The sequence below is a fragment of the Pseudomonas entomophila genome (genome assembly GCF_023277925.1).
GTDB lineage: Bacteria > Pseudomonadota > Gammaproteobacteria > Pseudomonadales > Pseudomonadaceae > Aquipseudomonas > Aquipseudomonas entomophila_D.
On the sequence record NZ_CP063832.1, the window covers coordinates 766,264 to 779,871 of the forward strand.

At 66.9% G+C, this 13,608-nt stretch carries 9 protein-coding genes; 7 read left to right on the top strand and 2 right to left on the bottom strand.

Going from position 1 to position 13,608, the window contains the following annotated elements; all coding sequences use genetic code 11:
* Positions 1 to 195 precede the first annotated feature (195 nt).
* The 4 genes from IM733_RS03475 to IM733_RS03490 are packed head-to-tail and all read left to right on the top strand — an operon-like array spanning position 196 to position 5,939.
* On the top strand, positions 196 to 2,373 hold the full coding sequence (locus IM733_RS03475; RefSeq protein ID WP_248919546.1) for an iron-containing redox enzyme family protein: 2,178 nt from the start codon (positions 196 to 198) through the stop codon (positions 2,371 to 2,373).
* Positions 2,370 to 2,990 carry a LysE family translocator gene (locus IM733_RS03480; RefSeq protein WP_248919547.1) on the top strand — a complete coding sequence of 207 codons (621 nt, stop codon included), beginning with the start codon at positions 2,370 to 2,372 and terminating at the stop codon, positions 2,988 to 2,990. The genes IM733_RS03475 and IM733_RS03480 overlap by 4 nt, the downstream gene beginning before the upstream one ends.
* Entirely contained in the window at positions 2,987 to 4,819 is a 1,833-nt protein-coding gene (locus tag IM733_RS03485; RefSeq protein ID WP_248919548.1) for a carbamoyltransferase family protein, read from the top strand. The genes IM733_RS03480 and IM733_RS03485 overlap by 4 nt, the downstream gene beginning before the upstream one ends.
* Positions 4,806 to 5,939 carry an SGNH/GDSL hydrolase family protein gene (locus tag IM733_RS03490; RefSeq protein ID WP_248919549.1) on the top strand — a complete coding sequence of 378 codons (1,134 nt, stop codon included), beginning with the start codon at positions 4,806 to 4,808 and terminating at the stop codon, positions 5,937 to 5,939. Before IM733_RS03485 ends, IM733_RS03490 begins: the two co-directional genes overlap by 14 nt.
* Positions 5,940 to 6,124: 185 nt before the next feature.
* On the opposite strand, the gene IM733_RS03495 is transcribed toward IM733_RS03490, so the two are convergent.
* Together IM733_RS03495 and aroQ are read right to left on the bottom strand one after the other, a co-directional pair.
* Positions 6,125 to 6,973, bottom strand: coding sequence for a shikimate dehydrogenase (locus IM733_RS03495; RefSeq protein WP_248919550.1), 849 nt, complete (start codon positions 6,971 to 6,973; stop codon positions 6,125 to 6,127).
* A complete protein-coding gene (gene aroQ / locus IM733_RS03500) occupies positions 6,970 to 7,419 on the bottom strand; it encodes a type II 3-dehydroquinate dehydratase (RefSeq protein ID WP_248919551.1) in 450 nt (149 codons plus the stop codon). Before aroQ ends, IM733_RS03495 begins: the two co-directional genes overlap by 4 nt.
* Positions 7,420 to 7,743: 324 nt before the next feature.
* Between aroQ and IM733_RS03505 the strand changes: the two genes are divergently transcribed.
* From IM733_RS03505 to IM733_RS03515, 3 genes are all read left to right on the top strand, one after another.
* Positions 7,744 to 8,958, top strand: coding sequence for a TolC family protein (locus IM733_RS03505; protein WP_248919552.1), 1,215 nt, complete (start codon positions 7,744 to 7,746; stop codon positions 8,956 to 8,958).
* Positions 8,959 to 9,076: 118 nt separating this feature from the next.
* On the top strand, positions 9,077 to 10,288 hold the full coding sequence (locus tag IM733_RS03510) for an efflux RND transporter periplasmic adaptor subunit (RefSeq protein ID WP_248919553.1): 1,212 nt from the start codon (positions 9,077 to 9,079) through the stop codon (positions 10,286 to 10,288).
* Between the two features lie 14 nt (positions 10,289 to 10,302).
* Positions 10,303 to 13,446 (top strand): efflux RND transporter permease subunit, encoded by a 3,144-nt coding sequence (locus tag IM733_RS03515; RefSeq protein WP_248919554.1) that lies wholly within the window; start codon positions 10,303 to 10,305, stop codon positions 13,444 to 13,446.
* The last annotated feature ends 162 nt before the right edge of the window (positions 13,447 to 13,608 follow it).

Sequence of the window (13,608 nt, forward strand, 5' to 3'; positions counted from 1 at the left end):
ATGACCACTGTCCAATATCCCCCTCGCAAAACGTTTTAAGCATATTCCCTCGTATCAGGAAGATGCTTCGCATCAAGGACGATGCACTCTTCACACAGGTCTTCGGCCGCCAGCCTACGCGATAACCTCGCGCGGCCCGGCCTGGCCTGGGTGAGGTCTGTCTTCAGGCCATCATGAAGAGGAGGGGCTGGCGCAATGGCCAACCTGGCGCAGGAGGTGCCTGCGTTCACTGCACCCAGCTTTCTGGCGATCACGCCGACAGCACTCGGGCAGGTGCGACTGAACGCCCGGCAATGGTTCTTCAGACTGGTCAACCAGGAAGAGCGGCATGGCTTGCTGGAGCTGGTCTGGACGCAGGTGACGCAGCGCTTGGCGGCGTATCGCGACACCGGCACGCTGCAAGCGGCCGTAGTCGACCAGCCATCGCGAGCGCTTCAACAGCGCCTGCGGGCCGACTATCCCGCGCTGATCCCCGATAACGCGCGCAAGCGTCACTTCTATTTCCAGCACGCGCCCTTGTTCAAGGTGATGGGGGGCTGGCTCGATGGTGTGACCTCGATCGCCCACGCCTGGCGAGCGGACAGCGGCCAGTTGCTCAAAATCCATGCGCTGATGGTCGGCGGTGGTTATCCGCAGCGTAGCCAGAGCCGGCTGTTCGACCAGGCGGCGCAGCGTGTGGGCATGGCCGTGGCCGAGGTGTTCAGCCATCGTTTCTGCGACGATCCCGCCATCGAAGACGCGGCATTCGAGCTGCCGGTGTTCCTGCTGGCCCTGGCCTGCTTCCCGCGGGCGCTCCATGCCGAGACGCTGGGCGTCAACCTGGCCCTGTGCGACTACGTCGACCAGCTCAATGCCCTGCGCGAAGGCGACACAGCGCTGTTTGGGCAGCCGCAGGCAACGGCCTACCATGGTATGGCCGTGTCCGCGCTCGATCTCTTCCTGCAACGGGCATCGGTGGCCGATAGCGCCCGGGTTGCCACCGGTTACCGCTGCGCACTGGCGATGATCGAAGCCCACGAGCGGCAATTGGCCCAGGTGCTGGCCGACCCACAGCGCTTCAATGAGCACGCCGCCATGGTCACCCTCATCGACAGGCTGGGGCTCCACGGCTGCGGTTACCACCAGCGGGGACAACTGGCGGGTGAGCCCATCGACCAGTGGCTGGCGCCGGCGACCTTCTGCCCCCACGCCACGGTCAAGGCATTGGCCGATTCGCGCTATGTCCGGCCGGGCCAGCCGACGCGCAGCGCGCTGCTGAACATCATCGGCAAACCCACCGGCAGCATGTTCGGGGTGTTCTCCAGCGACGATATCGCGGTGGTCGAGCGCTGGATCTCGACACTGGCACCTACCGCCGAGCACTCGACGGCAAGCACCGAGGGCCCCCCGCCCACGCCTGTGGCCGTGACCCTGTGCGACCAGGCATTGGCCCAGGCCAAGCGGCTCGCCTTGAGAAAGTACCGGCACTTGCCGCTGCGGGCCTTGTATCCCTTGTTCCTGCAGATCGACCAGGCGCCCGATGCGCTGCCGACGGCGCGCGCTTTCGCAGATGCCTGGCTGGCACGGCACCGGCTTGGCCTGCGCCGCGAAGGCCTGCCGTTCAGCCCATACAGCCACGAAGCCCTGGCGCAGTGGCTGGAGGCGCAGCATGCGCGCCAGGTACAGAGTTATCGCCCCTTGGTCGGCGCCCCCGAGGAAACCCGCGAGGAAATCATCGCCGATGCCTTGAGCCTGGCCCCCCTGACCCTGATCGATGGCGCCTGGCTGCGCCAGGTGGTGGCCCCTGCCAGCGTCACCACACCGATCGGCGCCTTGCTCTACCGCACGCTGATCGACGAACTGGGGCAGGGCGACAGCGCACTGCACCACGGCAACATCTACCAGCAGTTGCTGGCGAGCATGGGCCAGGAGGTGGGCAGCTTCGTCGAACCGGGCTTCGCCGCGGCGCACCATTTCGAGGAAGACGACCTGCGGGTGCCGGTGTTCTGGCTGGCCATCTCGCTGTTCCCGCAGCGCTATCAACCGGAAACCCTGGGCTTGAACCTGGCCATGGAGCTGTCGGGCGTGGGCGGCGAGTACCGGCGCTCCGCCGACGTCCTGCGCCACTATGGTTTCAGCGCGCTGTTCACCGACCTGCACAACACCATCGACAACGTGGTCAGTGGCCACACCGCCTGGGCCATCGAGGCGATCCGCCAGCACCTGGACGATGCCCTGCAGCGCGGTGGCGAGCAGGAGCAGGCGCGGCACTGGGAGCGGATCTGGGTGGGTTACCGCGCCCTGAGCCCACCTTCGGGGTCGCCGTTGCAGTGGGTCAAGGACCGCCTGCACAGCATTCGCCATACACTCACTCAACGACGAGGTACGCCATGACGTACGGCTTTCTCTCCTTTCTGCTGGCAGTCCTGATCATCAACGCCTCGCCCGGCCCGGCCATGCTGTACGTGATGAACCAGTCGCTGCGCCACGGCGTGCGCACGGGGCTCAAGGCCGCCGCCGGGGTCGAGTTCGGGGTGTTCTTCTACGTGCTGCTGGCGGCGTTTGGCCTGGTACTGATCTTCAAGGAAGTGCCGTTGCTGTACCGCATCGTCCAGGTAGCCGGCGCCCTGTACCTGTTGTACCTGGCCTACACGTGCTGGCCACGGCGCGCCGCCGCCGCCGGTGCCAGCGCCAGCGGCGAAGGTACGCCACCGCCGGCGCGCTTCGCCTTCGGCAAGGGCATGCTGATCAACCTGTCCAACCCCAAGATCGGCCTGTTCTTCGTCAGCCTGCTGCCGCAGTTCGTGCCGGCCGACGCCCAGCCGGCCTGGCTGTATTTCCTGATCTACGGCCTGGTGTTCAACATCGGCGGCATCCTGGTGAACATGACCGTGGGCCTGGCCGCCCACAACCTGCGGGCGTTCATCCAGCGCAGCTCGTGGTTCGACTACGTGCCACCGGTGCTGTTCCTGGCCATCGCGGTACTGACCCTGACACGGGAGTTCGCATGACTTACATTCTCGGGCTATCGGCCTTCTACCACGACAGCGCGGTCACCCTGATCAAGGACGGGCAGATCGTCTGCGCCTTGCAGGAGGAGCGCTTTTCCCGCATCAAGCAGGACCGCGGCTTCCCCCGCCATGCCCTGCGCGTCTGCCTGGAGCAGGCCGGCATCAGCCTGGCCGATGTCGCCTGGCTGGCCTACTACGAAGACCCAGAGGTGAAGTTCGAGCGCATCTGCACCACCTACAAGCGCAATTTCCCCCGCGGTGCGTTGGCCTTCGCCCAGCAGTACACCCGCTTTGCCGCGCGCCGGGACATCAAAGGCATCATCAACACCGAACTGCAAGGGCTGTTCCCGGACCAGCCGCTGCCGGCGATCTTCATCAGCCAGCACCACCTGAGCCACGCCGCGTCGGCGTTCTACCCGTCGCCTTATCAAGAGGCCGCCGTACTGTGTGTGGACGGGGTCGGCGAGTGGTCGACCACCACGGCCTGGCAGGGCAAGGGCAACCAGCTTGAGCCGCTGTTCGAGGTGCGCTTCCCGCACTCGCTGGGCTTGCTCTATTCGGCGTTCACCTACTACTGCGGCTTCAAGGTCGATTCTGGCGAGTACAAGCTGATGGGGCTGGCGCCCTATGGCGAGCCGCGTTTCGTCGACACCATCTTCGAGCACCTGATCACCCTCGAAGACGACGGCAGCTTCAGCCTCAACCGCAAGTACTTCGACTACGAAGTCGGCGAGCGGATGATCAGCACGGCGTTCGAGGCCCTGTTCGGCGCGCCGGCTCGCGAACCGGAAAGCCCCATCGGCCAGCGCGAGATGGACCTGGCGGCGTCGATCCAGGTGGTCACCGAGCGTGTCATGCTGGCCCTGGCACGGCGAATCAAGGCACAGACCCAGGCCGACTACCTGTGCCTGGCCGGTGGCGTGGCGCTCAACTGCGTCGCCAACGGCAAGCTGTTGCGCTCCGGGTTGTTCAAGGGCTTGTTCGTCCAGCCCGCTTCAGGTGACTCGGGTGGTTCGCTGGGCGCGGCGCTGCATTGCCATTACCAGACCAGCCAGGCGGCGCGCCAGGCCAACGGTGTGGACGATGCCATGCAGGGCGCCTACCTGGGCAATGCCTACGACAGCCCGCAGATCGAGCGCACCCTCAACCACCACGGCGCGCCGTACCAGAAGCTCGACCGTGCCGCGTTGCTTGCCGCCACCGCCGCGCACCTGGCCGAGGACAAGGTGGTGGGCTGGTTCCAGGGGCGCATGGAGTTCGGCCCACGCTCGCTGGGCGCGCGCTCGATCCTGGGTAACCCGCGTTCGGCGTCGATGCAAAGCGTGATGAACCTGAAGATCAAGAACCGCGAGTCGTTCCGCCCGTTCGCCCCGGCGGTGCTGGCCGAGCAGGCCGGGCAGTGGTTCGAGCTGGACACGCCATCGCCCTACATGCTGATCGTCGCCCCGGTGCATGCGCAAAAGCGCATCGCCGGGCTGGACGAGCGCGGTTACAGCGGCATCGAGAAACTGCAACTGGTGCGTTCGCACATCCCGGCGGTGACCCATGTCGACTGCTCGGCCCGGGTGCAGACGGTGGACGGGCGCCACAACCCGCTGTTCCGCGACCTGCTGGCCAGCTTTGCCGACCTCACCGGCTGCCCGGTGCTGATCAACACCTCGTTCAACGTGCGCGGCGAACCCATCGTCGAGAGCCCGGAAGACGCCTACCGCTGTTTCATGCGCACCGAAATGGATTGCCTGGTGCTCGGCGACTACCTGCTGGTCAAGGCCGAGCAGCCGCAGTGGCACGAAGTGGCCGACTGGAGAAGCCAATATGCACTCGACTGACAAGCCTGTACTGAGCCACCACGAGGCCGTGCAGGAGGTGTACCGCTGGACCCCGCAGATCCGCGACTACGACCGCTTCATGCACATCGGCGCGCGCTGGGTGCCGTACACCATGTATTTCCACGAAAAAATGTTCCGCTCACCCACCATCAACACCGATGCCCTGGGCTTTCGCTACACCGAGTTCGACGGCAAGCGCCATTCGGTGGCCGAGCGCCCGCTGGCGGGCAAGGTCAACCTGCTGGTGGGCGGCTCCACCGCCCTTGGCGTGGGCTCGACCCACGACGGCGCCACGGTGGCTTCGTACCTGAGCGCGATCACCGGCGAGGTGTGGCTGAATTTCGCCGGGCGCGGCTATAACGCCACGCAAGAGCTGCTGATGTACCTGATGCAGCAGAAACGCATCGGCGAAGTCGGCCACGTGGTGGTGTTCAGCGGCATCAACACCCTGGCCCTGGAGGGCATTCCCGACGCCTTCGCCAGCGACCATGGGCGCTACTACTACTCGTTCGAGTTCCAGCACTACATGAACAAGTTCAACGAGGACATGAAGCGCAAGAAGAACACCTTCGGCGGCGCCGGCGGCGAATCGCTGTTCAAGCGCTGGAAGAGCGCCCTGTTCGACGAGAACCCGGCGGATGAGGTGATCACCGACGAAGGGGTCTCGCTCGATGAGCGCCTGGAACGGGCAGCCCTGGCGATCACCGATGCGCTCAAGCAGTGGCGGTTGCTGCTGGCCGGCCATGGCGCCAGCCTGAGCTTCGTCCTGCAACCGCTGGCGCACTGGTGCCGGGAGCGCCTGACCGCTGAAGAAGAAGCGGTGTTCCATGCCATCGACAGCTGCCCGAACAACTTCTACCGCCTGTTCAGCGGCGTGCTCGGCAAGGAGGTGCATGCACCGTTCTTCCAGCACATCCAGGCCAGCGCCGACGGCATTCCCTGCCTGGACATGAACGCGATGCTCAAGTCCAGCCCCGTCTTCGAGGAAACGCTGTTCGTGGACCGTGTCCACTTCAACGACCTCGGCAACCAGCAACTCGCTCAATTGATCAGTGACGAACTCGGCCTTTATCAGGAGAAAAGCCATGAGCCTCATTCGCAAGCTGTTAAGCCTGTTTAAGCGCAAGAAGAAACGCGGCGGGTCGATCTACCCGCTGCGGTAGCTGTAGGAGCGGCCTTGCGCCGCGAAAGGGCTGCGTGGCAGCCCCAGGATTTCAGCTTTAGCAAAGATCGCCGGGGCCGCTCTGTGGCCCTTTCGCGGCGCAAGGCCGCTCCTACAGGGGGCGCGTTGAACCCGAACCATGTTCAGCCCAGGCGGGCGAAATGCGCCTGCATGCGCCCGGCATCGGCCGGGCGGCCGCTGAACAGCTCGAACGCCTTGACTGCCTGGAACACCGCCATGGCGCCGCCATCGAGGGTGCGGCAACCCCGCGCCCGGGCCTGGCGCAGCAGCTCGGTCTCCAGGGGAAAGTAGATGATTTCCGCCACCCACAGCCGTGCCTGCAACAGCTCGGCGGGCAACGGCATGCCCGGCAGCTTGGTCATGCCCACCGGGGTGGTGTTGACCAGGCCATCGGCTTCGGCCATCGCGCTTGCCAGGTCCTGGCCGAGCACCGCGCGCCCGGCACCAAAACGCTGCGCCAGATTGGCCACCAGGGCCTGGCCACGTGCTGCGTCCACCTCGAACAGCACCAGCCGCTCGACACCTTCAGCCAGCAGCGCATGGGCCACCGCCGAGCCTGCGCCGCCCGCGCCCAACTGCACTACCTGGCGCCGCTCGACATCCGGCAGGCCACGCCGAAAGCCCTCGGCAAAGCCCAGGCAGTCGGTGTTGTGGCCAATCCGTCGACCGTCGCGCAGTACCACGGTGTTGACCGCGCCGATGCCCCGGGCCTCCTCCGACAATTCATCGAGCAACGGCAGGATCGCCTGCTTGAACGGGAACGTGACGTTAAGCCCGGTGAAGCCGGTGCGCTGGGCGGCGTCGAGCAGCTGGGGCAGGGCGCTGTCGTCGACGCCCAGTTGGTCGGCGTCGATCAGCCGGTAGAGGTAGCGCAGCGCCTGGGCGTCGCCTTCGGCCTCGTGCAGCGCGGGGGTGCGCGAGGCCTGGATGCCACGGCCGATCAGGCCGGCGAGAATGCCGGGAGCGCTCATGCCGTCTGCTCCTTGAACAGCCCGCTGAAGTAGCCGAGGGCCATGGCGTAGCCCTGGCTACCGAGGCCGCAGATCACGCCGACAGCGATGCTGGAGACGAATGACAGGTGGCGAAAGGGCTCGCGCTTGTGCACGTTGGACAGGTGTACCTCGATCACCGGCAACTCGGTGGCCAGCAGCGCATCGCGGATGGCCACCGAGGTGTGGGTCCAGGCGGCGGGGTTGATCAGGATGCCGTGGCAGCGGCCACGGGCGGCGTGGATCCAGTCGATCAGTTCGCCTTCGTGGTTGGTCTGGCGGAACTCCAGTTCCAGGCCTAGCTCGCGGGCGCTGGCGGCGCACAGGTTGGCCAGGTCGGCGAGGGTTTCGTGGCCGTACTGGGTGGGTTCGCGGGTACCCAACAGGTTCAGGTTGGGGCCGTTGAGCACGAGGATTCGAGGTGTCATGGCGGGGCATCGCTTTGTTGTTTTTGGATGTTTTTATATATGTACCACCTAGTTAGTTTCGTCAAATGTCGACCCCTGGATAATGGGCGATTATCGAACTTGGTTTGCTTGGCACGCTCTCTGTAGGAGCGGCCGCGATCACCCGCGGAGCGGGTGCCAGCCACGGCGTTGTCTGCATCGCGGCTGAAGCCGCTCCTACGGAGATAACCGTTCGGCATGGCTTGATTACAGAATTGTAATTTTCCCGCCACCGCCCCGATAACCACCCCTCCCTAGAGTCCCACGCCAAAGCATTCCGCCGCTTTGTCGACGAGGACTCACGCCGTGCCCATCCCCCGCAAGATCGCCTTGCTCTGCCTGCTCCTGGCCGGCCCCGCCGGTGCCCAGGGCCTGAGCCTGGAACAGGCGCTCGACGCCGCCTACGCCCGCAACCCGGACCTCGCCGCCGTCGGCCGCGAAATCGGCATCGCCGAAGGCGAGCGCCGTCAGGCCGGGCTGATCCCCAACCCCGAGCTGTCCTGGGAGGTCGAGGACACCCGTCGCGATACCAGCACCACCACCGTCACCCTCAGCCAGGCCCTGGAACTGGGTGGCAAGCGTGGCGCACGCATCGAAGTCGCCGAGGCCGGCCAGGCACTCGCCCGGCTGGCGCTGGAGCGCCAGCGCAACGGCCTGCGCGCCGACGTGATCCAGGCTTTCCACGCCGCCCTGCGCGCGCAGACCGCGCTGGAGCTGGCGCAGCAGTCACAGGCGCTGACCGAACGTGGCCTGCGGGTGGTGCAAGGGCGGGTCAAGGCAGGCCAGTCCTCGCCGGTGGAGGCCACCCGCGCCCAGGTGCAACTGGCCCAGGCTCAGGCCGCGGTACGCCGCGCGCAGACCGAGCGTGGCGTCGCCTGGCAGTCATTGGCACGCCTGACCGGCAGCGCGCAGACAAGCTTCGACCGGCTCGACGCCACGACCCTTTCACCGGGGCCGGCGCCCAAGCCCGAGCCGCTGCTGGCCAAGGTCGAGCAGACCGTCGACTGGCGCCTGGCCGCGGCGCAGATCGAGCGCGGCGAAGCGAGCCTGGGCTCGGAGAAAGCCCAGCGCATCCCCAACCTGACCGTCAGCCTCGGCAGCCAGTACAGCCGCGAGGACCGCGAGCGGGTCAACGTGGTCGGGCTGTCGATGCCGCTGCCGCTGTTCGACCGCAACCAGGGCAACGTGCTGGCCGCCGCGCGCCGCGCCGACCAGGCCCGCGACCTGCGCAACGCCGTGGAGCTGCGCCTGCGCAGCGATACCCGCAGCGCCCTGGAGCAATGGGCCACCGCCATGGGCGAGGTGCAGGCCTACGACCGCACCATCCTGCCGGCTGCCCAGCAGGCGGTGGACACCGCCACCCGTGGTTTCGAGATGGGCAAGTTCGCGTTCCTCGATGTGCTCGATGCGCAGCGCACGCTGATCGAAGCGCGGGGGCTGTACCTGCAAGCACTGGCTTCGGCCACTGATGCGCGGGCGCAGGTGGAACGGATTTACGGCGATCTGGCGGTAGGCCGGTGATGCATTCGTTCGCCGGCAAGCCGGCTCCTGCATGACCCGTAGGAGCCGGCTTGCCGGCGAAAGGGCCGCGCAGCGGCCCCGGCGATTCGACTGACGACCCTTTCCAGCAGGAACGACAATGACCAACCCACGCAAACTCGCCATCCTCGCCGCCGCCATTGCCGCCCTCGGCCTGGGTGGCCTGGCCTGGACCGGCTCCCTCGGCCAGGCCTCCAACGGCCAGGCCCAGCACGACAACCATGGCCATGAAGAAAAGCAGGACGACGGCCACGGCGCCGCCGAAGGCGAGGGCGAAAGCCACGGTGAGGAGGAGGGCACGCTGCACCTCAGCGCCGAGCAGATCCAGGCCGCCGGCGTGCAACTGAGCACCGCCGGCCCGCAGACCCTGGGCACCGCCATCAGCTTCCCCGGCGAGATCCGCTTCGACGAAGACCGTACCGCCCACGTGGTGCCCCGGGTGCCGGGCGTGGTCGAGTCGGTGCACGCCGAGCTGGGCCAGGCGGTCAAGCGCGGCCAGGTGCTGGCGGTGATCGCCAGCCAGCAGATCTCTGAGCTGCGCAGCGAGCAGCAGGCCGCCCAGCGCCGCCTGGAACTGGCGCGGCTGACCTTCGAACGCGAAAAGCAGCTGTGGCAAGAGCGCATCAGCGCCGAGCAGGACTATCTGCAAGCCCGCCAGGCCTTGCAGGAGGCCGAGATCGCCGCCGCCAACGCCGGGCAGAAGGTCGCCGCCGTGGCCCCGGCCGGCAAGGGCAACCGATATGAACTGCGCGCGCCGTTCGACGCGGTGGTGGTGGAGAAGCACCTGACCGTGGGCGAGGTGGTGGACGAGACCAGCAACGCCTTCACCCTGTCCGACCTGAGCCGGGTCTGGGCCACCTTCGCCGTCGCCCCGCGCGATCTGGACAAGGTGGTCAGCGGCCGTGGCGTCACCGTCAGCGCGCCGGACCTCGGCGCCCAGGTCGAGGGCAAGGTCAACTACGTCGGCAGCCTGCTCGGTGAGCAGAACCGCGCCGCCACCGTGCGCGCTACCCTGGCCAACCCCAACGGCGCCTGGCGCCCAGGGCTGTTCGTGAATATCGCGGTCACCGTCGAGCGCTTCGACGCCGCCGTGGTGGTGCCGCAAAGCGCCCTGCAAACCTGGGAGGAGCAGACCGTGGTGTTCGTGCGCAACGACGAAGGCTTCGAAGCCCGCCCGGTCAAGCCTGGGCGCCGCGACAGCGGCCATGTGGAGATTCGCGAGGGGCTGGCCGCCGGCACCGTGGTGGCTGCCGCCGGCAGCTTCGTCCTCAAGTCCGAGCTGGGCAAAGGCTCGGCCGCGCACAGCCACTGACCGGGAACGCTGACATGTTCGAACGCCTGATCCAATTCGCCATCGAGCAGCGCCTGGTGGTGATGCTCGCCGTGGTGCTGATGGCCGCCGTGGGCATCCACAGCTACCAGAAACTGCCCATCGACGCCGTGCCCGACATCACCAACGTGCAGGTGCAGATCAACACCGCCGCGCCCGGTTACTCACCGCTGGAAACCGAGCAACGCATCACCTTCGCCATCGAGACCGCCATGGCCGGCCTGCCGGGCCTGAAGCAAACCCGCTCGCTGTCGCGTTCGGGCTTGTCGCAGGTGACCGTGATCTTCGATGACGGCACCGACATCTTCTTCGCCCGGCAACTGGTCAACGAGCGCCTGCAGGTAGCGCGCGAGCAGTTGCCCGAGGGTATCGAGGCGGCCATGGGGCCGATCTCCACCGGCCTTGGCGAGATCTTCCTGTGGACGGTCGAAACCAAGGAAGGTGCGCTGAAGGACGATGGCACGCCCTATACCGCCACCGACCTGCGGGTGATCCAGGACTGGATCATCAAGCCGCAGCTGCGCAACGTGCCCGGCGTCGCCGAGGTCAACAGCATCGGTGGCCACGCCAAGCAGTACCTGGTTGCCCCCGACCCCAAGCGCCTGGCGGCCTACAAGCTCACCCTCAACGACCTGGTCGCCGCGCTGGAGCGCAACAACGCCAACGTCGGCGCCGGTTACATCGAGCGCAACGGCGAGCAGTTGCTGATCCGCGCCCCAGGCCAGGTGGCTTCGGCCGAGGATATCGCCAACATCGTCATTTCCAGCGTCGACGGCACGCCGATCCGCGTCAGCCATGTGGCCCAGGTCGGCCTGGGCCAGGAACTGCGTTCCGGCGCTGCCACCGAGAACGGCCGCGAGGTGGTGCTGGGCACCGTGTTCATGCTGATCGGCGAGAACAGCCGCACGGTGTCCCAGGCCGTGGCGGCCAAGCTCGAGGAGATCAACCGCAGCCTGCCCAAGGGCGTGGTGGCGGTCACCGTGTACGACCGCACCAACCTGGTGGAAAAAGCCATCGCCACGGTGAAGAAGAACCTCATCGAAGGCGCGATCCTGGTCATCGCCGTGCTGTTCCTGTTCCTGGGCAACATCCGCGCCGCGCTGATCACCGCCATGGTCATCCCGCTGTCGATGCTGTTCACCTTCACCGGTATGTTCAGCAACAAGGTCAGCGCCAACCTGATGAGCCTCGGGGCGCTGGACTTCGGCATCATCGTCGACGGCGCGGTGGTGATCGTCGAGAACGCCATCCGCCGCCTGGCCCACGCCCAGCAGCATCACGGGCGCATGCTGACCCGCTCCGAGCGCTTCCACGAGGTGTTCGCCGCCGCCCGCGAGGCACGTCGGCCGCTGATCTACGGGCAACTGATCATCATGGTGGTGTACCTGCCGATCTTTGCCCTCACCGGTGTCGAGGGCAAGATGTTCCACCCCATGGCCTTCACCGTGGTGATGGCGCTGCTGGGGGCGATGATCCTCTCGGTGACCTTCGTGCCGGCGGCGCTCGCGCTGTTCGTCACCGGCAAGGTGAAAGAGGAAGAGGGCGTGGTCATGCGCACCGCCCGCCGTCGCTACGCGCCGGTGCTGGACTGGGTGCTGGCGCGCCGCAACCTGGCCTTCGCCGGCGCCGCCACTGTGGTGCTGCTGTCGGGTGTGCTGGCCAGCCGCATGGGCAGTGAGTTCATCCCCAGCCTCAGCGAGGGCGACTTCGCCCTGCAGGCCCTGCGCGTGCCGGGCACCAGCCTGTCGCAGTCGGTGGAGATGCAGCAGCGCCTGGAGCAGACCATCATCCAGCAGGTACCGGAAGTGGAGCGGGTATTCGCCCGCACCGGCACCGCCGAAATCGCCTCCGACCCGATGCCGCCGAATATTTCCGACGCCTATGTGATGCTCAAACCACGCGAGCAGTGGCAGGACCCGAGCAAGCCGCGTGACGCGCTGATCGCCGAAGTGCAACGCGCCGCGGCCAGCGTGCCGGGCAGCAACTACGAGCTGTCGCAGCCGATTCAGCTGCGTTTCAACGAGTTGATTTCCGGGGTGCGCAGCGATGTCGCGGTGAAGGTGTTCGGCGACGACATGGAGGTGCTCAACCGCACCGCCGCGCAGATCGCCACGCGCCTGCAGCGCGTGCCGGGCGCTGCGGAGGTGAAGGTCGAGCAGACCACCGGCCTGCCGGTGCTGACCATCGACATCGACCGCGACAAGGCCGCCCGCCATGGCCTGAACGTCGGCGACGTGCAGGACGCCATCGCCATTGCCGTGGGCGGGCGCACGGCGGGCACCCTGTATGAAGGCGACCGCCGCTTCGACATGGTGGTGCGCCTGTCGGAGACCTTGCGTACCGATGTCGACGGCTTGTCCAGCCTGCTGATTCCAGTGCCGGCCAGTGCCAGCAACGGCGCCGCGCAGATCGGTTTCATCCCGCTGTCGCAAGTGGCCACGCTGAACCTGCAGTTGGGCCCCAACCAGGTCAGCCGCGAGGACGGCAAGCGCGTGGTGGTGGTCAGCGCCAACGTGCGCGGGCGCGACCTGGGCTCGTTCGTCGAGGAGGCGTCGCAGGCGCTGATCGACCAGGTGCCGATCCCACCAGGCTACTGGACCCGCTGGGGCGGCCAGTTCGAACAGCTGCAATCGGCGGCCGAGCGCCTGCGGGTGGTGGTGCCGGTGTCGTTGCTGCTGGTGATGGCGCTGCTGCTGATGATGTTCAACAACCTCAAGGATGGCCTGCTGGTGTTCACCGGCATCCCCTTCGCCCTGACCGGTGGGGTGCTGGCGCTGTGGCTGCGGGATATCCCCTTGTCGATCTCGGCGGGCGTGGGCTTCATCGCGCTGTCGGGGGTGGCGGTGCTCAACGGCCTGGTGATGATCGCCTTCATCCGCAACCTGCGTGAAGAAGGGCGTGGCTTGCGCGCGGCGGTCGAGGAGGGCGCGCTGACCCGCCTGCGGCCGGTGCTGATGACGGCGCTGGTGGCCTCGCTGGGCTTCATCCCCATGGCCCTGGCCAGCGGTACCGGTGCCGAGGTGCAGCGGCCGCTGGCGACGGTGGTGATCGGCGGCATCCTGTCGTCGACGGCGCTGACCTTGCTGGTGTTGCCGGCGCTATACCAGTGGGCGCATCGGCGGGAGGAAACGAGCGAGTAACAGCGCCACTGAGGGGCCCATGCTCCCCCCACGGATTTTGCCCCCATGTCGGTTCCTTTTAGGAGCCGGCTTTGCCGGCGAACAGGCCTCACCTTCAGCGCACAGTGCCTGATTCTTGTGCTGGATGTGCCGGCCCTTTCGCCGGCAAAGCCGGCTCCTACG